The following is a 23,977-nucleotide window of genomic DNA, read 5'->3' on the forward strand; positions in this document are numbered from 1 at the left end:
GGAACTAGCCCAATAGCTTGGAGATACTGATAACAATAGTTATCTTGACCAAGAAGCCACCACTTCAAACATTACCGTAGGTAGTTAAGTGGATGGTAGTTCACTGATACTAGATTTGAAATGAATTTACCAGATTATATTAATAGCGATACAATTGTATATATAGAAAAAATGGATTTAGGAGAAGAAAAAGATAAAAGAAGTTATAATGTAATATTTGCCAATGATGGGGTAGAAAAAGCTGGTGGGAAGTTAGGTTTTTCTGATATTAATATTGATGTTATAAATGATGGTGGAGTGTGGAAAGTATCTGGATTTACGAAATAAATTTAAACTTAAAATTATTAATGTTAAAATTTGATATTATATTGAAAAATAATTAAAAGTATTTAATAATAGAATTAAGGGTAAAATAAATTAAGAACTTAAGATATTGAATATGAATGTATAATTCTAATGTGATATCCAGATAAATCCTGAATTTAATTTGAGTTTTAATATATATGGTCTAAGGTTTGATTATTAAAGATTTAATTGTAAGTGTTACAGTTGATGATATTGATGTAGAGATTAAAGTTTAGAGTAGAAAGTGCACCTTAAATTTTAAAATGTAAATTTAAAAATGTAAGCTAGTACAATCTAAAAATTATAATCACTCAATAGATTCAGGGATTTATTTGTTTATTATAAATAAGTGGGAGTAGATTTTTCTACTCCCACTTTGTATATTATTATTTAATCAAAAATTATCACATTAAAATCCTAAGATTAGTTGATATTTCCTGCTTTATTAGCAAATAACTCCTTAATAACATTGTTTCTAGTAGCTAAATCTCCATTAGAATTATTTGTTTTTTTCATAATTACAGAATAACGCTTTTTATTTATAAAAAATATTAAAATCTTATCATCATCAAAGTTATATTCTTTGTATCTATCAATAGATTCATAACCTAAATTTAAGATGTTTTTATCTTTTATGCTATCTACATCCAAAACATATGATGGGTCAGCCTTTAGTAATATATTAATTAAACATTTTTCTTCACCAGCACAAAATAAATCAACCTTATTTGATATAGACTTAGATTGTTCTGAAGTTATTTTTACAGGAATAAGATTACTATTGCTATCTCTTAAAAGAGAACCATATGTGTCTTGTTGATATACTAAATTAACTTTTTTCTTAGGAACACTTACCATCTTATCCAAATGTACATAATGATGATTTTCAACAAAGCCTTCATTTAATATTTCAACAAAGTTGTCAATTTTACCTAAACAAAAAGATTCTATAGATTCTTTACAGAATTTATTTGTAAATGGTATAATGTTTACGTTTTCCTCGTCTATATTCCATGCTATAGCATAATCCAATGAATATACTTCTTCCTCTATATCTGCAAAATTATATTGTACTATGTTTCCTTTCAAAATTACTCGACCTCCATCTTATAATATATTTAATATACTTTATAAAACTTATATTATACTTAAATAATATCATAAATTAAATGAATATGATATAGTAAATGATGAAAAAATTGAAAAAAATAACTATAAATGAGTATTAAATATAAATAGTATATACTAATGGGATGAAAAATGTCCACTATTAACTTTATTACCCCGCATGTTTATAATTAAATTATTAATATAAAATAGAATCTATCGACAATGAATGGACTTTTAAAAGAACTTAATATAAAATTAATTAAATAAATACTTAAAAATGATTTACTTTAATGATAAAATCGTATTAAAGGAGGTTAATTTTATGGATATAAAAAATAAAATTAAATCTATGTTTTTGCCAGATAAAGATGACTATTTAGATGATGAAGAATTTGAGGATGATATAAAAATTAATGAGGATAATTCAGAAGAAGATAATAATGTACATTTAAATGACTTAAGCAGAGTGAAATATGACTATAGAGAATTAAAAGACATAGAAAATCAAACTGAAGAAATGTGTTTACTAGCAGTAAGGCAAGATGGTACAATAATAGAATTTGTAAAAGATAAGACTGATAGGGTGTGCATGGAGGCAGTAAAGCAGACTTATAAAGCTCTCAAATACATAACAAATCAAACCGAAGCTATATGTATAGAAGCTGTAAAACAGAATTATAGAGCCTTATATTACGTAAACGACAAGACAGAAAATATATTAATTGAAGCTATAAGAAGTGCATCAACTCATGATGTTATGGAAGTTTTTAGATTTGTTGAAGAGCAGACAGAAGAGGTATGTTTAGAATTAATAGAAAGGGCATCAAAAAATGATGTGGCAGAAATATTAAAGGATATAAAAGAACAGACTCCAACAATATGCTTAGAAGCAGTAAAAAAAGATGGAAAGTCTTTAGCTTATGTTAAGGAACAAAATAATAGTATATGTTTAGAAGCAGTAAAGGAAAACTACAGTGCATTGCCTTGTGTAGAAGAACAGACAGAAGAAATATGTATAGAAGCAGTAAAGCAAAATGATTTTGCCTTGTATTATGTAAATGAACAGACAGAAAATATATGTATAGAAGCAGTAAGACGAAGTTATATGGCTCTTCAATATGTAAATAAGCAGACGGAAGAAATCTGTTTAGAGGCAGTAAGAAATGATGGAAGAGCACTACAATATGTAAAAGAGCAGACAGAGAATATTTGTTTAGAGGCAGTAAGACAAAATGGGAAAGTATTACAATATGTAAAGAAACAGACAGAAGAAATATGTATAGAAGCTATAAGGGGCTCATTTAAAGATTTTGAAATAAAAGAAATATTGACCTATATAAAGATACTAACAGAAAAAGTATGTTTAGAGGCAGTAAAGCAAAATGGAAATATTCTTAAATATATAGAAGAGCAAACAGAATCAATGTGTATAGAGGCGGTAAAAGAAAATTACAGTGCTATACAATATGTAAAAGAGCAAACAGAAAAGGTTTGTTTGGAAGCAGTAAATCAAAGTTTTGAGGCACTTAAATATGTAAAAGAACAAACAGAGGATATTTGTTTAAGGGCAGTAAGACAAGATTATAGAATGATAAAATATGTTAAAAATCAAACAGAAAAGATATGTTTAGAAGCAGTAAAACAGAATTATAGAGCTTTGGAATATGTAGAAAATCAAACAGAAAAAGTTTGTTTAGAGGCAGTAAAACAGAATAGAAAAGCACTTCAATATGTGAAGCAAAAACAAAGTTAAACATATATATTACGAAAATAAAAGCAAAACTAAGGTATATCATAAAAATAAATATAAAATTAAGGATTTATAATAAAAATAAAAGCACATAACTTATATGCTATAAGTTATGTGCTTTTATGCATATAAAGCTTAATAAAACTCTTTTATTATAACTTTTTTATTATATAAAAAATAACAAAATGATTATATAGGTCTTTTTTTGACCAGTTTTACAATTTCAATAACTAGTTTTGAAAAATATATTGAATTTTCTCAAAAAAGACGCTATTCTATATATGTAAAATTTTTTTCTGGAGGTAATAATGTTTAAGAGATATGCTGATAAAATGACATCTGTTTTAATTTATAACAACATGATAGATAACCATGAATCTAGGGTGTATTCTTATGGATTTGAAATATTAATTGCTTTTATAGTTAATATAACGACCATACTACTCTTAGGTTTTTTATTTGGGAAATTTACATATATATTATTTTTTTTAATATGTTACTGTCCAATAAGACAATTTTCTGGAGGGTATCATGCAAATAACTATTTTAGATGTCTATTAACCTTTATTTTTATAATCTTATCTACAATATTTATTATAGAAAATCTAAATGTATATTTATTTAAAAATATTATTATGATTATTGCTAGTATTAGTTGGATTGGAATTTGCATCATGTGTCCAGTAGAGCATAAAAGTAATCCTATAAGTGAGATAGAAAAGTTAACTTATAAAAAAATTGCTATATCTATGTCTACAGTAGTCTTGTTAATGACAGTTTCAAGTTTTTCATCAAATGTATTTATGGATTACTTTATATATAGTGCTTTTGCAATGTTTTGGATTTGTATAATGCTAGTATTAGGTAAATTAAAATCTAAAAAGAATATAAGTAAAATGTGTACGAGGGAGAATTAAATTATGAAAAAGTTTATTGTGAAAATTATGAAGTGTGCTAGTTCATTAGCACTGAGTACTGCAATTTTGTCAGCAAATAGCACTTGTCCATGGATTATACATCAACCCAAGGTACCAAAAGAAATTAAGAATTTAAAAAAGATAAATTAAAAACAAGCAATTATTTATATGAAATAATTATAAGAAATATTATGGTTTAATAAATACAAAATAAGCAAATTATTTATATAGAATTATTATAAAAAGAACTTATTATACTTTTAATAAATATAAAATAAGTAATTAGATACAAAAATTTTATTTTATGAGTACATAATATACTTTATTTTGTAATGTATAAGTGTGCTAATTTAGGGGGATATAGTGTATCCATTGAAATGACTTACGAGTAGTAAGTCATTTTTGTATTGTATGTATTTTAAGCAAACTGTATGATATAATGAAGGGTAAAGTTTAATTAAAACAGTAAAAAACTTTAGTATAGATAGTAGTTTAGGAGGTAGGTTATGAGTATAATACATAAATTTTCTATGAATGGATATAATATCGTTTTAGATGTGAATGGAGGAGCTGTTCATGTATTAGATGATGTTGCATACGATTTATTAGATTTTTATAAAGAAAAAAGTAAAGAAGAAGTACTAGATATATTAAAATCTAAATATCAAGAAGAAAAAATAAATGAAGCATATGAAGAAATATTAAATTTAGAAAAAGAAGGTCTTTTATATACAGAAGATACATATCAATATCATCCAAGCTTTGTACATAGAGAGCCTGTAGTAAAAGCATTATGTTTAAATGTAGCACATGATTGTAATTTGAAATGTAAGTATTGCTTTGCAGCTCAAGGGGATTTTGGTGGAGAAAAAGAACTTATGAGTTTTGAAGTCGGTAAAGCAGCAATAGATTATTTGATTGCCAATTCTGGAAGTAGAAAAAACTTAGAGATAGATTTCTTTGGTGGAGAGCCTCTAATGAACTTTGAAGTTGTAAAGCAATTAGTTGAATATGGAAAAAGTATTGAAAAGGATTATAATAAAAATATAAGATTTACAATAACTACAAATGGTGTGCTGTTAAATGATGAAATTATAGATTATATAAATGAAAATATGCATAATGTAGTTTTAAGTTTAGATGGAAGAAAAGAAGTCAATGATAATATGAGACCAACTTTAAATGACAAAGGTAGTTATGATATTACATTGCCAAGATTTAAAAAACTTGTAGAAGGAAGAGCAAAAGATAAGTATTACTATATAAGAGGTACATTCACAAGAGATAACTTAGATTTTTCTAAAGATGTTATGCATTTTGCAGATTTAGGGTTTAAATTAACATCTGTAGAGCCAGTTGTTGGAGATGAAAGTAATCCATATGCACTTAGAGAGGAAGATTTACCAAAAATATTTGATGAATATGAAAAATTTGCGGTGGAGTATGCAGATAGACAGTTACAAGGAGATGGATTTAAATTTTTCCATTTTATGATAGATTTAAATCAAGGACCATGTGTAATAAAGAGAATAACTGGATGTGGTGCTGGAAATGAGTATCTTTCTGTAACACCAAGTGGAGACATATACCCATGTCATCAATTTGTTGGAAATGAAGAATTTAAAATGGCAAATATATTGGATAAAGAAATTGTACTTCCAGAAAAGTTAAAAAATACATTTAGAGAAGCTCATGTATATACTAAGGAAGAGTGTAAAAAATGTTGGAATAAGTTCTATTGTTCAGGTGGATGTCATGCAAATGCAATAAACTTCAACAATGATATATCAAAACCATATGAGTTGGGCTGTGAAATGCAAAGAAAGCGTACAGAATGTTCTATTATGATACAAGCAAAATTAATGTTAGAAGGAGCAAATAATTAAATTTATATCTTAAAGGAGTTGTTTATATATGATTAGAGAGTATTTAGAAGATAAACCTTTAATTGATGAAAGTGTCTTTGTAGCAAAATCAGCAGATATAATTGGAAATGTTAAAATCGGTAAAGATTCAAGTGTATGGTACAATGCAGTAGTTAGAGGAGATGAAGGACCAATAACTATTGGAGAAAATACTAATATACAAGACTGTTCAATAGTACATGGAGATGAAAATACTGTAATTGGGAATAATGTAACAGTAGGGCATAGGTCAATAGTTCATGGTTGCAAAATTAGTGACAATGTTTTAATTGGAATGGGTTCAATAATACTAGATAATGCTGAAATAGGAGAATACACTTTAATTGGAGCAGGTACATTAATTACATCTAATAAAAAGTTCCCACCAGGAGTTTTAATAATGGGCTCTCCTGGAAAAGTAGTTAGAGAACTTACTGAAGAAGATAAAAAATATATTGATGAGTCATATCAATGGTATTTAGAAGCAGCACAAAATCAAAAATAACAATTAAAGAGTGGTTGTTTCAAAACATGCTTAAATTTGTTTTGAGGCAACCACTAATTTATTTTATTAGGTTAGTTGGTATTTTAATTTTGAGAAAGCAGTTGTTTAGAATAGGTATGAAATGTCAAAAATAAAAATTAACTGAGTTAAAGAAATTTAATAAAATTACTAGTATATGTGATAAAATTAAATATTAAAGAGGATATAAGATATTAGAGTATCAATTAGTAAAATAATGTCGTAGACAGAGATAAATTAAGGTGTAAGTTTTTGGGTATACCTATTCTAGGAGTGAAAAAATTTGAGAATAAGTTATAGGAATTTAAAGAGATATAGAGAAATTGGATATATTTTGATAAAGTATGGTTTTAGTTTTATTGTAGAAAGATTAAATATAGAGGGCATAGCATATAAAATACCACTATTTGACCCACCAGAAGAAATAAAAAACATGACAACTGGTGAGAGAATGAAAAGAGTCTTAGAAGAACTAGGACCTACATATGTAAAAATAGGTCAAATATTGAGTACAAGAAAAGACTTGTTAGACCAAGATATAATTGATGAAATATCAAAGCTTAGAGATGATGTAGAAAAATTTGATTCAAATATAGCTATTGAAATATTTAAAGAAGAAGTAGGCTTAAGCATAGAAGAAGTATTCTCAGAATTTAAAGAAGAACCAATAGCAGCAGCTTCAATTGGTCAAGTTTATGAAGGAATACTTAAAACAGGAGAAGAAGTGATTGTAAAAATTCAAAGGCCAAATATAGAGAAGATAATAAAATCTGACTTGGAGATTCTTAGAACTATTGCACATACATTAAAAGACTTAAAAAAAGATTTTAATTTAGATTTAGAGCAAATGATAGAAGAATTTCAAACTCAATTAATGAGAGAACTTGACTACAATTTTGAATCTATAAATGCAACTAAATTTTCTAGGATATTTAAAAATAGTGATGAAGTATATATACCAAAAGTATATTCAGAGTATAACAGTAAGAGAATTTTAGTAATGGAGAAAGTTAATGGCACAAAGTTAAGTGATGTAGAAAAAATAAGAAAATTAGGTTACAATACAAAAACTATTGTTGAAATAGGTGTTAGGTCTTTTTTTATACAGGTATTGTCACATGGTTTTTTTCATGCAGACCCACATCCAGGTAATATATTTATAGTTGGCAGAAACAAGATAGCATATATAGACTTTGGAATGATTGGAATTATTGATAATAGAACTTTGAACCAATTAAATGAAATTGCATTAGCAGGTGTAGAAAAAAATGTTGATAAAATAATTTACTTATTAATAGAAATGGATGCATTAAATGGAGAAGCTGATGTTAAAGGTCTTAGACAGGATTTACTGTATCTAATACATTACTACTATGATATCTCTATAGAAAAGATAAATGTGACAGATATATTAAATGAATTGTTTAGATTTTTTAGACAGTATAAGATAATTATGCCTGCACAGTTTGTAACACTTGCAAAGACTATTATAACATTAGAGGGTACAAGTAGAACCTTAAATACAGATTTTTCTCTTGGCTCTATGGGAAAAGAGTTTATGAAGCATCATTATAAAAGTAAATTCAATCCTAAGAATGTAGTTTTAAATTCAAGACAAAATGTGGAAGAGATATTGCTTGACGTAAAAACTATTCCAAAACAGTTAAAAGCAATCTTAAGAAATGTAGAAAGAAATAATATAAAAATGCAAATTGAAGATGTTAAAATGACAAAATTAGAAATTTGTATAACAGAATTAACTTCTCAAATGTCATTAAGTTTAGTATTAGCATCCATCATAGTAGGTTCTTCACTTATAATTGCATCACCAAATATAGAAAATAATATATGGATAAAATTTACTGCTATAGCAGGGTTCTTTATTTCTTTTATAATAGGGCTATGCTTAGTTATAAGAAGTATTAGGTCAAAATACAAAAAAGATTAGGGGGAATTAAATTTGAAAAAATGGACACTGAAATATAAAGGGAAGATAGAGGAAAGTGAATTTAGCAAAAAACTTAATATTTCCCCGGAAATCTGCCAAATTTTAAAAAATAGAGGTATATATACTGAAAAAGATTCAGAAATATTCATGAATCCATCTTTAGACTATTTAAGAGACCCTTTATTAATGAAAGATATGCAAAAGGCTGTAGATAGAATAAAGTCAGCTATTGATAAAAAAGAAAAAATTTGGATTTATGGAGATTATGATGTTGATGGTGTATCTTCTACTTCTATTTTATGCTTATATTTTAATAGTATAGGATATCATGTGGATTACTATATTCCAAATAGACTAGAAGAAGGCTATGGTATAAATGAAGAGGCTATAAAGCTTATAAGCTCTAGGGGATGTGACTTGATTATAAGTGTTGATTGTGGAATTACATCAGTATCTGAGGTTAACCTAGCAAATAATTTGGGTATAGATGTTATAATAACAGACCATCATGAATGCCAAAATGAAATTCCCTCAGCTTTTGCAGTAATAAATCCAAAGCAAGAAGATTGTAACTATCCATTTGATGCATTATGTGGATGTGGTGTAGCATTTAAAATGATACAAGCACTTACTCCAAAAGAAGATTTTAAGACTAGCATGTATGATTATTTAGAAATAGTAACATTGGCAACTATTTGTGATATTGTTCCACTTGTGGATGAAAATAGAATAATTGTAAAAAATGGTTTAAAATTAATGAAAGAAGGCAAAAATATTGGATTAAGAGAGCTTATAAAAGTTTGTGGTGTAGAAAGTGAAAAAATAGGTTCTTCTCATATAGGCTTTGCAATTGGGCCTAGAATAAATGCATCAGGACGTTTAGGATATTCTTATTTGGGTGTTGAGTTATTTACTACTCAATCTAAAGATGAAGCTGTTGAAATAGCTAATATATTGGAAGAAAAAAATAATGAAAGACAGATGATTGAGGCTCAGATGTATCATGAAGCTGAGGAAATATTAAAGTCCAATAGTAGATATAATGAAGATAAAGTATTAGTTTTAGCTAAAGAAGGTTGGCAACATGGGATAATAGGAATTGTAGCATCTAAGTTGACTGAAAAATACTATAAACCAACGATTCTTTTAGGTGTAGAAGATGGAGAAGCTACTGGTTCAGCAAGGTCAATAAAAGGATTTAATATATTTGAGGCTCTTGTAAAGTGCAAAGACTTAATGACTAGGTTTGGTGGACATGAGCAAGCAGCTGGATTGTCTTTAAATTCAGAAAATGTGGAAGCTTTGGCTAATGAAATAAATAAGTTTGCAGATTATAATTTGACTGAAGATGATATGATAGAAAATGTAAATGTTGAATTTGAACTACAAGAAAATGTAATAAGTTTAAATCTTGTGGAGGAATTACATAAGTTAGAACCATTTGGATTAAATAATCCTAATCCTAGATTTATAGTTAGGAACTATATTCTAAAAGACTTAAAAATCATAGGTAAAAATCAACAACATTTGAAATTAAGCATAGAAAATGAAAAGTGCTATGAATGTATAGGATTTAACATGAGTCATTTAAAATCATTATTCAAGGTAGGAGATAAAGTAGATGTATTGTTTCAACTAGATGAGAACAACTATATGGGAAATAGGAAAGTGCAGTTTCTACTTAAAGATATTAGATTAGCTCGACCTAAAAGTGCAAGTAATGACAAACTTTCGCTAAAATTAATGTCAAAAATAATACCAAAAGATTCACAAAGCTTGTATAATATATCTGAGTCTGGTTTTGAATTATTTGATGGAAATACAGATATAAATATATTTGATTATTTTGAAAAAGAGACATTGATAATATCTAATTCTATAAATGGATTCTATAGAGCAATATCAGATGTATCACTTATAGATTTGGATTTTAACATAAATTACAATATTATTGAAGATATTAACAAAAATACTGATAAATTAGAGCTTATATTTTCTCCTAATATTGATAAAATAGACTTAAAAAGATATAATAATATTATTCTTTATGATTATTTATACAATAAAGGCGAATATTCGTATATATATGAGAATAAAAGAGAAGAAAGTGAAATTATAAAATATTATAATAAAACAGACCTATTATATTTAAAGAATGTAGTTAGTAATATAGTTCCATCAAGAGATGAATTTATAACAATTTATAAACAAGCACTTATAAAAAAAGAAATTGATTTGGATATGGTAAATATAAAGGGAACTTTTAATGTAATTCCATTAAAGTTTTTTACGATATTGAATGTGTTTAGAGAATTAAATTTACTTGACTTTAATTTAAATTATGAAAAAAATTCTGTACTCATAAGAATATTGCCAAAACCACAGAAAAAATTAGACTTAAATGAGAGTTTAATACTCAATAATTTAAAAAAATTAGAAAAACAATACAATAGCAGTTATTAGGAGGCGTTTCCCATGGATTTAAAAAACTTTATAAGGAATATTGATGATTTCCCAAAGCCAGGTATAGATTTTAAAGATGTTACAACTCTATTTAAAGACGGCGAGGCATTTAAATATGCAGTAGATTCTATGGCTGAAGAATTGAAAAGCAAGGGTGTGGATTTAGTAGTAGGTCCAGAAGCAAGAGGATTTTTGATGGGTACACCTGTAGCATATGCACTAGGAGTAGGATTTGTTCCAATTAGAAAACCTGGAAAGTTACCAGGAGAAGTTGAGAGTTATGAGTATGGATTAGAGTATGGTACGGATACTTTAGAAATACATAAAGATGCAATTAAAAAAGGTCAAAAAGTGGCAATAGTAGACGATTTATTGGCTACTGGTGGAACTATGGAAGCTGCTGCTAAGCTTGTAGAAAAATTAGGTGGAGAAGTAGTTTCTATGCAATTTTTAATTGAGCTAGAATTCTTAAATGGGAGAGAAAAGTTATCTAACTATGATGTTAATTCTCTTATAAAATACTAGTACTTTTACAATAGTTGGTATAGCACCAACTATTTTCATATATATTAAAATTTTATACAAAATAGGTGGTTATATGCATGATAAAGAATTACAAGAAATAATTGAAAAGATAAAAGTTTATGCACCTAATGCAAATTTTGAAAAGGTTGAAAAAGCCTACAATCTTGCAAAAAAAGCGCATGATGGACAATATAGAAAATCTGGGGAACCATACTTTATTCATCCATTGGCAGTGGCAAATATTTTAATAGAGATGGAATTAGATATTGAAACTATAACAGCAGGTTTGCTTCATGATGTTGTAGAAGATACAGAATATACCTATGAAGACATAACAAAAGAATTTGGAAAAGAAGTAGCGGATTTAGTTGATGGAGTAACAAAACTTGGTCAGATAAAATATCGTTCAAAAGAAGAAACTCAATCTGAAAATTTAAGAAAAATGTTTCTAGCAATGGCAAAAGATATAAGGGTTATACTTATAAAGCTTGCTGATAGATTGCATAATATGAGAACGTTAAAATACATGCCTCCAGAAAAAGCAAAGTATAAAGCAAAAGAAACTTTAGAGATTTATGGAGGTATAGCCCACAGATTAGGTATATCTAAGATAAAGTGGGAACTAGAAGACAGAGCATTAAGGTTTATGGACCCAGAAGGGTACTATGAATTAGTTGATAGAGTGTCAATGAAGAGAAGTCAAAGAGAAGACTATATACAAGGGATTGTTGAGCTTCTTAAAGATAAGTTTAAAGATTTAAGTATACCATGTGATGTATATGGTAGACCAAAGCATTTTTACAGTATTTATAGAAAGATGCAGAAAAAACACAAGACTTTTGAAGAAATTTTTGATTTAACGGCTGTAAGAATACTGGTAGATAATGTAAAAGACTGTTATGCTGTACTTGGTATAGTTCATACATTATGGAGACCTATCCCAGGCAGATTTAAAGACTATATAGCAATGCCAAAGCCAAATATGTACCAATCATTGCACACTACTGTTGTAGGGCCTGATGGAGAGCCTTTAGAGATACAAATAAGGACTCATGAAATGCATAATATAGCAGAAAATGGTATTGCAGCACACTGGAAATACAAAGAAGGTATTTCTGGCAAAGAAGTAAAAGTTGAAGAGAAACTTCAGTGGTTAAGACAAATGATGGAGTGGGAAAAAGATTTAAAAGACCCACAAGAATTTATGGATGCACTTAAAGAAGATGTATTTAATAGTCAGGTTTATGTATTTACTCCACGAGGAGATGTAATTGAATTACCAGCAGAATCAACTCCAATAGATTTTGCCTATAGAGTCCATACAAATGTAGGAAATAAATGTGTTGGAGCAAAAATTGATGGAAGAATAGTACCTATTGATTATAAGCTTCAAAATGGTAATATTGTTGAAGTACTTACATCATCTAATTCTAATGGTCCAAGTAGAGACTGGCTTAACATAGTAAAAACACCAAATGCAAAAAGTAGAATTAGACAATTTTTCAAGAAAGAAAGAAGAGAAGAAAATGTTGACCGTGGGAATACCATATTAGAAAGAGAGTTTAAGAAACATGATATACCACAGAAAGACCCTCTTGTTGAAAAATACATGGCATTAGTTGCCAAGAAGTTTAATCAGCCAAGTGTTGAAGACTTAGTTGCCACTGTAGGTTATGGTGGTATAATGTCATCTCAAGTTGTATCTAAAGTAAAAGATTTGTATTTAAAAGAAATTAAAAAAGTAAAAAAAGAACAACAGATGCAAGAAGAAGATTTAAATAAACACAATATGAGCGAAACAGAATACAGCAAAAAGAGAAAGAAAAATTCATCACAAGGTATTGTAGTAAAAGGACTTGATAATATCTTAGTAAGGTTTGCTAAATGTTGTAATCCACTTCCAGGAGATGAGATTGTAGGATATATCACTAAAGGTAGAGGTGTAGCTATACACAGAGCGGATTGTCCAAATGCAAATAACAATGGAGATTTCTTCCAAAATAGATTGGTGGAAGTGTCATGGAGTTCAGCAGGTAAAGGCAAGTTTGAAGCAGAGATTCAAATAAAGGCTGTTGACAGAAGAGGAATTGTTAATGAAATAACTCATATTGTTGCAATGGATAAACTTAGCTTAAATGGAATAAATGCAAGAAAAGGAAAAGATAGTATTGTAAGTATAAATCTACTTGTAGAAGTTAATGACACTGAGGAATTGAAAATTCTAATGAAAAAATTAAAAGCAATTCCTGGTGTAGAAAGTATTTATAGAATGACAAATTAGAGTTAAAATAATAGGGAGGAAAATATGAGAGCAGTAGTACAAAGAGTATCTTCATCTAAAGTTACAGTAGATGAAAACATTATAGGTCAAGTAAATAAGGGGTTGCTAGTACTGTTGGGAGTGACTCATGATGATAAATCAAGTGATGTAGACTACATGATTGATAAAATATTAAACCTAAGAATTTTTGAAGATGAAAATGATAAGATGAATTTATCTCTAATGGACATAGGTGGAGAACTTTTAGTAGTATCTCAATTTACTTTATATGGAGACTGTAGAAAAGGAAGAAGACCTGGATTTAGTAACGCAGCTAGACCAGAACTTGCAAATGATTTGTATGAAGAATTTGTAAAAAAAGCCAAAGATAAAGGTGTAACAGTAGGTACAGGTCAATTTGCAGCTCATATGATGGTAGAATTAACTAATGATGGACCAGTAACAATACTATTAGACTCAAGTAAATCTTTTTAAGGGGGAAAACTTTAATGGTTATAAAAAAATTTGTAGATAGTTATTTTGGAGTAAACACTTATGTGTTAGGTGATGAAAAAACTAAAAAATGTGCAGTTATAGACCCAGGAGGAAGTTTAGTAGATACATTAAGCTTTGTCAAAGAAAATGGATTGAATGTTGAATATATAATTCTTACTCATGGACATGGTGACCATATAGGGTATGTTAAAGATATTAAAGATAAGACTGGTGCTAAGGTAATTGCACATACTGATGAAAAAGAATTATTAAATGATAAAAATAAAAACTTAAGTTACACAATGAGATGTGGCGCACAAGAATTTGATGCAGATGTATATGTAAATGATAAAGATAAAATGGAACTTGGTGAATTAAAAATGACTTTCTTGCATACACCAGGTCATACACAAGGATGTATGTGTATAAGAGTTGAAGATGACATGTTCACAGGAGATACTTTGTTTGCTGGAAGTATTGGTAGAACTGATTTATATAGTGGAGATTTCCACCAAATGGAGAAATCACTTAAAAAATTATGTAAATATGAAGATGCTGTTAGAGTATATCCTGGTCATGGGCCAACTAGTACTCTAGGTGTTGAAAAGAAGACAAATCCTTACATGTAATTTTATATTAATATTTAAAAATAGTATCAAATATTTAATAAATGTATCAGTGATGGGGTTCTTCTAGTGTTTAAATAGAAGGAGTTAAGTTGATGTTGGATGTTTTTTTAAAAGGACATGATTATAAGTATGAAGTAGCAGAACTTATAAAATTGTTTACTAGTGAATTTAAATTTAATGACTTTGCTGAGTGTAGCAATAGTATAGAGTCAAGATATTTAATAAATAGATTGATTTGTGAAAATGATACTTTACTTTCAATTACTGAATATTATGAAAGTGGTAACTTAAAGTATGAATCAATACAAAATATCAAAGATATAAATACGGAGTTTTTAAATGGATTTTGTAATAATAATACGATTGAAGAGTTTTTAGATAGACTAGACAGTGAAAGTAAGAGAAAGATTAGAAAATTATGCAAAGAAAGTATTAAAAAAAGTATGTTTATAGTACTTAAACAAATATTTAATTCTTATGTTCCATGGGGCATTTTGACTGGTATAAGACCAGTCAAAATTGTCCACAATCTGATGGATGAAAGACTAGATGATGATAGTATAAGAACTATTCTAAAAGAGAACTATTTTATAATGGATGAGAAAATAGATTTAGCTCTTGAAATAGCTAAAAGAGAACGCTTATTTATGTATCCGATAGACAAAAATAAAATTTCTCTTTATGTAAGTATTCCATTCTGCCCAACTAGATGTGTATACTGTTCATTTCCTTCAAACTCGTTAAAGCAATTTGGCCATTTAAAAAGAGAATATGTCTATAAATTGATTGAAGAAATTAAAGGGTTTTCCAAAGTTATTGAGGATACTAATAAAGAAATTGAAACTCTATATATCGGTGGTGGAACTCCTACTACATTGGATGAGGAAGAATTGGATTTACTTATAAATGCTCTCTTTAGAGAATTGGACTTAAGCAAAATTAAAGAATTTACGGTAGAAGCAGGTAGACCAGATACTATTACCAAAGAAAAATTAAGTGTATTAAAAAAACACAATGTAAGTAGAATTAGTATAAATCCTCAAACTATGAATGATGATACTTTAGTTAAAATTGGAAGAGAACATAAAGTTTCTGATTTAGTAGAATGTTTTAATATGGCTCGAAATATGGGATTTGACAATATAAATATGGATATAATTTTAGGTCTTATAGATGAAGACTTAGACATGGTAAGAAATACATTAGAGGAAATAAAAAAGCTTTCTCCTGAAAGTCTTACAGTTCATACATTAGCTATAAAAAGAGCTTCTAACCTAAATATAAATATGGATAAGTACAAAGAACATTTAACTCAGTATGAAGAAATGATAAAAATGATAGATTTATCAATGAAATATGCCAAGGATATGGGACTTAATCCATATTATATGTACAGACAAAAACATATGCTAGGTAACTTAGAAAATATAGGTTATGCTAAAGAAGGATATGAGTGTATTTACAATATACAAATTATGGAGGAAAAACAAAGCAACTATGCCTTGGGTGCAGGTGCTATATCAAAATTTGTCTATGTAGATGAAGATAGAATTGAAAGAGTAGAAAATGTAAAGAATGTTGAACAATACATTGATAGAGTAGATGAAATGATAAAAAGGAAGAAAGAAGAGGTATATAAAAATGTTGACTAAAGCTCCTAGAGGAACTAAAGACATAACTCCAAAAGAGGCTTATAAATGGCGTTATGTAGAAAATAAATTTAGAGAAATATGTGCTTTATATGGGTATGAGGAAATGGTAACTCCTATATTTGAACATACAGAACTTTTTAAGAGAAGTGTTGGAGATACTACAGATATAGTTCAAAAAGAAATGTATTCTTTTAAAGATAAAGGGGATAGAGAAATTACTCTAAAGCCAGAAGGTACAGCTGGTGTAGTAAGAGCATTTATAGAGAATAAATTATATGCAGATACTCAACCAACAAAATTATTTTATGTTACACCTTGTTTTAGATACGAAAGACCACAAGCTGGTAGACAGAGACAATTTCATCAATTTGGTATAGAAGCACTTGGAAGTGATACTCCTTCAATGGATGCTGAAATAATAGCACTAGCTGTTCAATTTTTTAATGAAGTTGGATTAAATGATTTGGTAGTGAGTATAAATTCAGTGGGTTGTCCAGTTTGTAGAAAAGAGTACAATGCTTTATTAAAAGAATATCTTGATTCAAAAGCAGATATATTATGTGAAACTTGTAATGAGAGAAGAGAAAAAAATCCAATGAGGGTTATAGACTGTAAAAACCCTACATGTAAAGAAAATATCAAAGATATACCATTTATTGCAGACCATTTGTGTGATGATTGTAAAGTTCACTTTGATAAACTTCAAGAATACTTAAAGGAAATGAATATAAACTTTGTAATTGATAAAACAATAGTTAGAGGGTTAGATTACTATAGAAAAACTGCTTTTGAAATTATATCTAATGATATAGGTGCTCAAAGTACTGTATGTGGTGGAGGCAGATATGATGGTCTTGTTGAACAACTAGGTGGTCCAAAAGGTATAAGTGGAATTGGATTTGGACTAGGGATTGAAAGACTTTTACTTACACTTGAAGGTAATGGAATTGAAATAGAAAACCCTCAATCTACAGACATATTTATAGTAACTATAGGTGAAGAAGCAAATACAAGAAGCTTTAAATTGTTGAAAGATTTAAGACAAAATCATATAAGTGCGGATAAAGACCATATAGAAAGAAGTGTAAAAGCACAATTTAAGTATTCAGATAAAATAAATTCAAAATTTACAATAGTAATTGGTGATGACGAGCTAAAAAATGACACTGCAACATTAAAAAATATGAAAACATCAGAGCAAACTACTGTAAAATTAAGTACATTAGTTGAAGAATTAAAGCAAAAGCTGTAAAATAAGAAAGTATGATGTTTTGTGTATTAGATAAATATATAGCATTAAAATTAAATAAAATGGAGGTAGTATCTTGGAAACTTTAAAGGGTTTAAAGAGAACTCACTACTGTGGAGAGTTGAGAGAAAAAAACATAAATGAAGAAGTTGTACTTATGGGATGGGTACAGAAAAAAAGAAACTTAGGAGGACTTGTATTTGTTGATTTAAGAGATACAAGTGGATTATGCCAAATAGTTTTTGATACAGATGTAGATAAAGAAGCTTTTGAAAAAGCTGAAAAATTAGGTGCTGAGTTTGTAATAGCAGTAAAAGGAAAAGTATGCGAAAGACAGTCTAAAAACCCTAACATGCCAACTGGGGACATAGAGATATTTGCAACTGAACTTAGACTTTTAAATAAATCAGAAACTCCACCTATTTATATAAAAGATGATGATGATGTTTCAGAAGCACTAAGACTAAAATATAGATACTTAGACTTGAGAAAATCATCTATGCAAAGAAATTTAAAGTTAAGACATAAAGTAATGAATATTACAAGAAATTACTTATCAAATAATAGATTTTGTGAAATAGAAACACCATTTTTAATTGCTCCAACACCAGAAGGAGCAAGGGATTATCTTGTACCAAGTAGAGTTAATCCAGGTAAATTTTATGCATTACCACAATCACCACAATTATACAAACAATTATTAATGGTAAGTGGTATGGATAGATATTTCCAAATTGTTAAGTGTTTTAGAGATGAAGACCTAAGAGCTGATAGACAACCAGAATTTACACAAATAGACTGTGAAATGTCTTTTGTTGAACAAGAAGATGTTATGAGTATGATTGAAGGATTACTTGAAGTTATATTTAAAGAAGTTTTAAATGTAGAATTGACACTTCCACTTCCTAAAATGACTTATGCAGAAGCTATGGCTAGATATGGTTCAGACAAACCAGACACTAGATTTGGTTATGAACTAACAGATATATCTGATGTCGTTTGTAATTGTGGATTTAAGGTGTTTGCTGATGCTACACAACCAGGAAAAAGCGTTAGAGGTATAAATGTAAAAGGAAAAGCTGACGATTTTACTAGAAAACAAATATCATCATTAGAAGAACATGCTAAAACATATAGAGCAAAAGGGCTTGCTTGGATGAAAGTAGGTCAAGATGGAGTAACTTCTCCAATAGCAAAATTCTTTAGCGAAGATGAAATGAATGCTATACTTACAAGAATGAATGCAGAAGCAGGAGATTTACTTTTATTTGTAGCTGATAAAAACTCAGTAGTATTTGATGCTTTAGGACAAGTTAGACTTGAAGTGGCAAATAGACTTAATATATTAGATAAGAATGTATATAATTTATTATGGGTAACTGAATTCCCTGTTTTTGAAGAAGATGAAGAAACAGGTAAGTTTGCAGCAATGCATCACCCATTTACATCACCTATGGATGAAGATTTAGATAAACTAGAAGATGGAGATAAAGCATCTTTAAGAGCTAAAGCTTATGACATTGTATTAAATGGATATGAAATAGGTGGAGGAAGTGTTAGAATATCAAATTCAGATGTTCAATCAAGAATGTTTAAGGCACTTGGGTTTACAGAAGAAAGAGCTAATGAGAAGTTTGGTTACTTATTAGAAGCATTCAAATATGGAACTCCTCCTCATGCTGGTCTAGCTTTTGGGCTTGATAGACTTGTTATGTTGCTTGCAGGAGCTGAAAATATAAGAGAAGTTATTGCATTCCCTAAAAATCAAAATGCTGTTTGTCCTATGACAAATGCTCCTACAGTAGCAGATGATGAGCAATTGGATGAATTAAGTATAAAAGTTGATATAAAAGATAAAGAATAATATATGAATAAGAAATAATATATAAAAGACTGTCGCACTAAAAATAGGGTGACGTCTTTTTTTGTACTATTTAATAGTAATAATTGTCAATTAAAAGTAACATTAATTATTATTTACACAATTCTAAAAAAGAATTCTGTTAGATTAATAATCCAAACTATTCCTACCTGATACTACAAACAATAAAATACTATATTAGACAAAAAAATTAAAAAATTACCAAATTAAAAATTATTTAAAAATAAATTGACAACGATTTCGAGTTGTTATAATATGTAATAAAGAACTTGTTATATAATGTTATAAAAATACTACATGAGGGGGTGAGTAAAATGGATGAAAAAAAGCAAAAAAAAGAAATGGACTTAGAGGTAAATTCATTTATTCCTTTGTACCAACAACTATATGACAACATAAAAAAACAAATAGCAGCTGGTATATATAAGCCAGGAGATAAACTTCCATCTGAAGTAGACCTATGTAAGGAGTTTAATATAAGTCGTATAACTGTGAGAAATGCGCTTAATGAACTTGTAAAAGAAGATATATTATGTAAAAAGCGTGGAAAAGGAACTTATGTAACTATTCCAGAGAGAATAGAAGCAACATGTGCAGGAAATAGTTTTACTAATTCTTGTCATCGTATTAATGCAAAACCAAGTACTAAGATAATCTCTATTTTGATAAAAAAAGCTGATAAGCAGGTGGCTGAAGCTTTAAATATTGAACTAGAAGAGAAGATAATATGTATTAAAAGACTTCGATTAATAGATGAAGTACCTGTTATTTTTGAAGTTGATTACTTTAGAATAGATTACATGTTTTTATTAAAAGAAGAGCTGGAAGATAAGTCTTTAATGGAAGTTATATCTAATAATATAAGTACACTACCTAATCGTGTGGAAAATATATTTGAAGTAAAACACTCAAACAAAGAATATTCTGACCACCTTAAATGTGCAAGCAATATGGCATTATTAAAAGTAAGACAATTAGTATATACAGAGAATAATGATGTTTTATATTACAATGAACAATTTATAAGAAGTGATAAGTATAAATATGCAGTATCAGCAGAAATATAATTTACACTTAGGAGAGGAATAAATATGAGAAAAATAATATTAGCGTCTCATGGAGACTTTTCAAAAGGGCTTTTAGATTCAGTAAAAATGATAGTAGGAGATTTAGCAAATTGCGTTAATTCATACAGTTTATATCCTGGACAAAGCGCTTCAGATTTTGCTTTAGAGTTAGAAAAAACAATAGTAGAAGATAAAGAATGTGAATATATAATTTTATCTGATTTATACGGAGCAAGTGTATGTACTGCTATGTTAAGGTTAACTAAGTTACATAATGTTAAGCTATTTTCAGGAATGAATTTAAATATGGTATTAGAGCTTCTTACAAGATTTTCTGATAAATTAACAACTGAAGATGCAGAACAGTTAGCAAAAGAATCTAGAATGGGAATACAAAATGTAACATTACAAATAAATGAAGAAGAAGAGGTATTTTAGTTTATGGACAATAAGGGAATATTATCAGTTTTTAAAAACAAAAAGCCAATTATAGCAATGATACACCTAAAGGGAGATACTTCAGATGATATTTTTGAAAGAGCTAAAAAAGAAATTAGTATCTTAGAAGCAAATGGTGTAGATGGAATAATGTTAGAAAATTACTATGGCAATTACTATGATTTAGAAAGAATACTTGAATATGTATCTAAATCTAATTTGTCAATACCATATGGAGTAAATTGCTTAAATGTTGATACTATGGGATTTGAACTAGCAACAAGATATAATGCAAGCTATGTACAAGTTGACTCTGTAGTAGGTCATGTCAAACCTAGAGATGAGGCTACTTTAGAAGAATTTTTCAAATTACACCGCTCAAAATGTCAAGCTTATTTAATTGGAGGGGTACGTTTTAAGTATCAACCAGTTTTATCAGAAAATACTGTTGAAGAAGATTTAAAGATAGGAATGACAAGATGTGATGCTATAGCAGTTACAGAAAATGCTACAGGGCAAGAAACATCAATGGAAAAAATAGAATTATTCCGCAAAAATGTAGGAGATTTCCCTTTAGTTATTGCAGCTGGAGTTACATTAGAAAATGCAAAAAAGCAGCTTGAGATAGGGGATATGGCAATAATAGGAAGTTACTTCAAAGATAATTACCAAGACTTTGGAGATGTTAGTGCAGAACACGTAAAAACATTTATGGATGAAATAAAAAAAATTAGGGAGGAATTATAATGATTAAATTAGTAAGGGTAGACCACAGACTTATACATGGACAAGTAGCATTTACATGGACAAAGTTTTTAAATACAGATTGTATATTAATAGCAAGTGATGAACTATTAAAGGATGATTTAAGAATGGCAGGGCTTAAAATGGCTAAGCCATCTAATGTCAAACTTGTAATGAAAAGTATAGCAGATTCTATAAAAGCACTTAATTCAGGTGTAACTGACAAATACAATCTTTTGATACTTTGTGAATCTGTAGAAGATGTTTATAGACTATCTAAAGAAGTTAAATCTATTAAATCAATAAACCTTGGTGGAACAAAATCAGATGATAATCGTGAAAATATATCTAAAGCAGTTCATGTATCAAAGGATGATATAAACATGATTAAAGAATTAGATTCAGAAGGTGTAAATGTATTCGTACAATTAGTTCCTGATGATGATGCTACAAATGTAATGAAACTAATATAATTTTAGGGGGATAAAAATGGAATTTACACAAGTTATTCTAATAACTCTAATTGCATTCTTTGCATATATGCATTGTTTTGTAGGTTCTACAATGCATAATAGACCTATAGTTGTTGCACCACTTGTTGGTTTAGCACTAGGAGATTTACGTACAGGTATAGTAATAGGGTCAACATTAGAACTAGTATTTATGGGTGCATTCCCAGTTGGAGCAAGTAATCCTCCTGACTTTGTATCTGGTTCTATTATTGCTACAGCATTTGTAATATTAACTGGTCAAGATGTATCAGCAGCAGTTGTACTTGCAGTTCCTATAGCAACTTTAGTATTACTTATAGACAACTTCTTAATGACAGTAGTACTTACATGGGGAGCTCATCTTGCTGACCGTTATGCAGAAGATGGTAACATTGAAGGCGTAGAACGTATACAATTATTATTTGGTATAGGCAATAAATTAATACTAGCAATAATAGTAGGTACAGGATTCTCATTAGGTGTTCCAGTAATAGAAAAAATACTTTCATTTATACCATCATATGTAATTCATGGTATGGATGTTGCAGCAGGCGTGATACCAGCAATAGGTTTTGCCATGTTAGCTAGAATGATGCTTAATAAGAAAACGATAGCATTCTTATTATTAGGTTTTATAATGGTTGCTTATTTAAAAATAACAGTAACAGGAGTTGCATTATTTGGATTAGCAGTAGCTTTAATATATGTTAACTTTTTAGGAGAAAAGGAGGTAGTAGTAGATGACAACGAATTCTAAGAAATTAGAAACAATTTCGCCAGATAGCAAAATAACAAGAAAAGACTTTTGGAAATGTTTTAGAAGGTCTTTAACATTAGATTCATCTTGGAACTATGAACGTATGCAAAATATAGCATATGCATATACGATGTCACCAATAATCCGTAGATTATATAAAAATGATAAAGAAAAAAAATCTCAAGCTTTAAAAAGACATCTTGAATTTATGTCAGTTACACCTCATATAAGTACTCTTTTAGTTGGTATATCTGGAGCTATGGAAGAAGAAAATGCAAAGAATGAAGAGTTTGATGCAAAGAGTATAAATGCTGTTAAATCAAGTTTAATGGGTCCAGTTTCTGGAATAGGAGATTCATTTTTCTGGGGAACATTAAAGCTTATAGCAGCTGGAGTTGGTATAGCTTTAGCTTCTCAGGGGAATATAATGGGTCCAATTTTATTCCTTCTAATAATAAATATTCCTCACTTTATTATTCGTTATATATGTCTAGATAAAGGATTTAAGTATGGAACTCAATTTTTTAAAGATGTAAGTGGTTCAAATATAGTCTCAAAAGTTATGGAAGCAGCATCAATGCTAGGACTTATGGTAATTGGAGGGATGACCGCCTCTAATGTAATACTAAAACTTAGTGTTAATGTAGGGAGTGGAGAATGGGCAGAGCCTATTCAAACTTACTTAGACCAAATAATGCCATGTATGCTTCCAGCTATGATATTTGGAATTATGTATTGGTTATTAGGAAAAAAAGTCAAGACAACTACGATATTAATTTCAGTTATGATTATTTGTATAATATTAGCTGCAATTGGGGTAGTATAAGT

The 23,977-nt window shown here is 28.7% G+C and carries 22 protein-coding genes; 21 read left to right on the forward strand and 1 reads right to left on the reverse strand.

What is annotated here, in order from left to right:
- The first annotated feature begins 120 nt into the window (after positions 1–120).
- Positions 121–327: a hypothetical protein gene (locus IC213_RS08515; protein WP_227830823.1), complete on the forward strand. Its 207-nt coding sequence runs from the start codon at positions 121–123 to the stop codon at positions 325–327.
- Positions 328–768: 441 nt separating this feature from the next.
- Here the strand turns inward: IC213_RS08515 and IC213_RS08520 are convergent, their stop codons facing one another.
- Entirely contained in the window at positions 769–1,434 is a 666-nt protein-coding gene (locus IC213_RS08520) for a hypothetical protein (protein WP_227434480.1), read from the reverse strand.
- A gap of 343 nt (positions 1,435–1,777) precedes the next feature.
- Here IC213_RS08520 and IC213_RS08525 point away from each other — a divergent pair, with 343 nt between their 5' ends.
- The 20 genes from IC213_RS08525 (at position 1,778) to IC213_RS08620 (ending at position 23,975) form a co-directional block, all read left to right on the forward strand.
- The gene (locus IC213_RS08525) at positions 1,778–3,208 is read left to right on the forward strand and encodes a DUF4116 domain-containing protein (protein ID WP_227862997.1); all 1,431 of its coding nucleotides are present in this window, start codon (positions 1,778–1,780) and stop codon (positions 3,206–3,208) included.
- Between the two features lie 305 nt (positions 3,209–3,513).
- The gene (locus IC213_RS08530; protein ID WP_227434482.1) at positions 3,514–4,122 is read left to right on the forward strand and encodes an accessory gene regulator ArgB-like protein; all 609 of its coding nucleotides are present in this window, start codon (positions 3,514–3,516) and stop codon (positions 4,120–4,122) included.
- A 3-nt stretch (positions 4,123–4,125) separates the two neighbouring features.
- Positions 4,126–4,272, forward strand: a complete 147-nt coding sequence (locus IC213_RS08535; protein WP_227434483.1) for a cyclic lactone autoinducer peptide — start codon at positions 4,126–4,128, stop codon at positions 4,270–4,272.
- A gap of 356 nt (positions 4,273–4,628) precedes the next feature.
- On the forward strand, positions 4,629–6,008 hold the full coding sequence (gene scfB, locus IC213_RS08540) for a thioether cross-link-forming SCIFF peptide maturase (protein WP_227434484.1): 1,380 nt from the start codon (positions 4,629–4,631) through the stop codon (positions 6,006–6,008).
- A gap of 28 nt (positions 6,009–6,036) precedes the next feature.
- Positions 6,037–6,531: a gamma carbonic anhydrase family protein gene (locus IC213_RS08545; RefSeq protein WP_227434485.1), complete on the forward strand. Its 495-nt coding sequence runs from the start codon at positions 6,037–6,039 to the stop codon at positions 6,529–6,531.
- Positions 6,532–6,832: 301 nt separating this feature from the next.
- Complete coding sequence (locus IC213_RS08550) at positions 6,833–8,497, forward strand: ABC1 kinase family protein (protein ID WP_227824276.1); 1,665 nt, start codon at positions 6,833–6,835, stop codon at positions 8,495–8,497.
- A 12-nt stretch (positions 8,498–8,509) separates the two neighbouring features.
- Entirely contained in the window at positions 8,510–10,960 is a 2,451-nt protein-coding gene (gene recJ / locus IC213_RS08555; RefSeq protein WP_227482133.1) for a single-stranded-DNA-specific exonuclease RecJ, read from the forward strand.
- Between the two features lie 12 nt (positions 10,961–10,972).
- Entirely contained in the window at positions 10,973–11,485 is a 513-nt protein-coding gene (locus IC213_RS08560) for an adenine phosphoribosyltransferase (RefSeq protein WP_227434488.1), read from the forward strand.
- Positions 11,486–11,558: 73 nt separating this feature from the next.
- Positions 11,559–13,766 (forward strand): RelA/SpoT family protein, encoded by a 2,208-nt coding sequence (locus IC213_RS08565; RefSeq protein WP_227434489.1) that lies wholly within the window; start codon positions 11,559–11,561, stop codon positions 13,764–13,766.
- Positions 13,767–13,790: 24 nt separating this feature from the next.
- Positions 13,791–14,240 carry a D-aminoacyl-tRNA deacylase gene (gene dtd, locus IC213_RS08570; protein WP_227434490.1) on the forward strand — a complete coding sequence of 150 codons (450 nt, stop codon included), beginning with the start codon at positions 13,791–13,793 and terminating at the stop codon, positions 14,238–14,240.
- Between the two features lie 14 nt (positions 14,241–14,254).
- Entirely contained in the window at positions 14,255–14,869 is a 615-nt protein-coding gene (locus IC213_RS08575) for an MBL fold metallo-hydrolase (protein WP_227862998.1), read from the forward strand.
- Between the two features lie 92 nt (positions 14,870–14,961).
- The gene (locus IC213_RS08580) at positions 14,962–16,521 is read left to right on the forward strand and encodes a coproporphyrinogen III oxidase (RefSeq protein WP_227862999.1); all 1,560 of its coding nucleotides are present in this window, start codon (positions 14,962–14,964) and stop codon (positions 16,519–16,521) included.
- Entirely contained in the window at positions 16,511–17,773 is a 1,263-nt protein-coding gene (gene hisS, locus IC213_RS08585; RefSeq protein ID WP_227434493.1) for a histidine--tRNA ligase, read from the forward strand. The genes IC213_RS08580 and hisS overlap by 11 nt, the downstream gene beginning before the upstream one ends.
- Before the next feature lie 73 nt (positions 17,774–17,846).
- Positions 17,847–19,634, forward strand: coding sequence for an aspartate--tRNA ligase (aspS, locus tag IC213_RS08590; protein WP_227434494.1), 1,788 nt, complete (start codon positions 17,847–17,849; stop codon positions 19,632–19,634).
- 332 nt (positions 19,635–19,966) lie between these two features.
- A complete protein-coding gene (locus IC213_RS08595) occupies positions 19,967–20,719 on the forward strand; it encodes a GntR family transcriptional regulator (RefSeq protein WP_227434495.1) in 753 nt (250 codons plus the stop codon).
- A gap of 24 nt (positions 20,720–20,743) precedes the next feature.
- A complete protein-coding gene (locus tag IC213_RS08600; RefSeq protein WP_227434496.1) occupies positions 20,744–21,157 on the forward strand; it encodes a PTS sugar transporter subunit IIA in 414 nt (137 codons plus the stop codon).
- A gap of 3 nt (positions 21,158–21,160) precedes the next feature.
- On the forward strand, positions 21,161–21,904 hold the full coding sequence (locus tag IC213_RS08605; protein ID WP_227434497.1) for a BtpA/SgcQ family protein: 744 nt from the start codon (positions 21,161–21,163) through the stop codon (positions 21,902–21,904).
- Positions 21,904–22,374: a PTS sugar transporter subunit IIB gene (locus tag IC213_RS08610; protein WP_227434498.1), complete on the forward strand. Its 471-nt coding sequence runs from the start codon at positions 21,904–21,906 to the stop codon at positions 22,372–22,374. Before IC213_RS08605 ends, IC213_RS08610 begins: the two co-directional genes overlap by 1 nt.
- Before the next feature lie 16 nt (positions 22,375–22,390).
- Positions 22,391–23,149, forward strand: coding sequence for a PTS mannose/fructose/sorbose/N-acetylgalactosamine transporter subunit IIC (locus tag IC213_RS08615; protein WP_227434499.1), 759 nt, complete (start codon positions 22,391–22,393; stop codon positions 23,147–23,149).
- Complete coding sequence (locus IC213_RS08620) at positions 23,133–23,975, forward strand: PTS system mannose/fructose/sorbose family transporter subunit IID (protein WP_227863000.1); 843 nt, start codon at positions 23,133–23,135, stop codon at positions 23,973–23,975. Before IC213_RS08615 ends, IC213_RS08620 begins: the two co-directional genes overlap by 17 nt.
- The last annotated feature ends 2 nt before the right edge of the window (positions 23,976–23,977 follow it).

It is taken from the genome of Clostridioides sp. ES-S-0049-02, from assembly GCF_020658465.1.
GTDB lineage: Bacteria > Bacillota > Clostridia > Peptostreptococcales > Peptostreptococcaceae > Clostridioides.

Excerpts from the sequence above, each read along its gene's own strand:
- scfB (WP_227434484.1), top strand. The coding sequence starts at position 4,629 with ATGAGTATAATACATAAATTTTCTATGAATGGATATAATATCGTTTTA.
- IC213_RS08600 (WP_227434496.1), top strand. The coding sequence starts at position 20,744 with ATGAGAAAAATAATATTAGCGTCTCATGGAGACTTTTCAAAAGGGCTT.
- IC213_RS08545 (WP_227434485.1), top strand. The coding sequence starts at position 6,037 with ATGATTAGAGAGTATTTAGAAGATAAACCTTTAATTGATGAAAGTGTC.
- dtd (WP_227434490.1), top strand. The coding sequence starts at position 13,791 with ATGAGAGCAGTAGTACAAAGAGTATCTTCATCTAAAGTTACAGTAGAT.
- IC213_RS08565 (WP_227434489.1), top strand. The coding sequence starts at position 11,559 with ATGCATGATAAAGAATTACAAGAAATAATTGAAAAGATAAAAGTTTAT.
- IC213_RS08610 (WP_227434498.1), top strand. The coding sequence starts at position 21,904 with ATGATTAAATTAGTAAGGGTAGACCACAGACTTATACATGGACAAGTA.
- IC213_RS08525 (WP_227862997.1), top strand. The coding sequence starts at position 1,778 with ATGGATATAAAAAATAAAATTAAATCTATGTTTTTGCCAGATAAAGAT.
- IC213_RS08580 (WP_227862999.1), top strand. The coding sequence starts at position 14,962 with ATGTTGGATGTTTTTTTAAAAGGACATGATTATAAGTATGAAGTAGCA.
- IC213_RS08605 (WP_227434497.1), top strand. The coding sequence starts at position 21,161 with ATGGACAATAAGGGAATATTATCAGTTTTTAAAAACAAAAAGCCAATT.
- IC213_RS08535 (WP_227434483.1), top strand. The coding sequence starts at position 4,126 with ATGAAAAAGTTTATTGTGAAAATTATGAAGTGTGCTAGTTCATTAGCA.
- IC213_RS08530 (WP_227434482.1), top strand. The coding sequence starts at position 3,514 with ATGTTTAAGAGATATGCTGATAAAATGACATCTGTTTTAATTTATAAC.
- IC213_RS08515 (WP_227830823.1), top strand. The coding sequence starts at position 121 with ATGAATTTACCAGATTATATTAATAGCGATACAATTGTATATATAGAA.
- IC213_RS08560 (WP_227434488.1), top strand. The coding sequence starts at position 10,973 with ATGGATTTAAAAAACTTTATAAGGAATATTGATGATTTCCCAAAGCCA.
- IC213_RS08620 (WP_227863000.1), top strand. The coding sequence starts at position 23,133 with ATGACAACGAATTCTAAGAAATTAGAAACAATTTCGCCAGATAGCAAA.
- IC213_RS08575 (WP_227862998.1), top strand. The coding sequence starts at position 14,255 with ATGGTTATAAAAAAATTTGTAGATAGTTATTTTGGAGTAAACACTTAT.
- hisS (WP_227434493.1), top strand. The coding sequence starts at position 16,511 with ATGTTGACTAAAGCTCCTAGAGGAACTAAAGACATAACTCCAAAAGAG.
- IC213_RS08595 (WP_227434495.1), top strand. The coding sequence starts at position 19,967 with ATGGATGAAAAAAAGCAAAAAAAAGAAATGGACTTAGAGGTAAATTCA.
- IC213_RS08615 (WP_227434499.1), top strand. The coding sequence starts at position 22,391 with ATGGAATTTACACAAGTTATTCTAATAACTCTAATTGCATTCTTTGCA.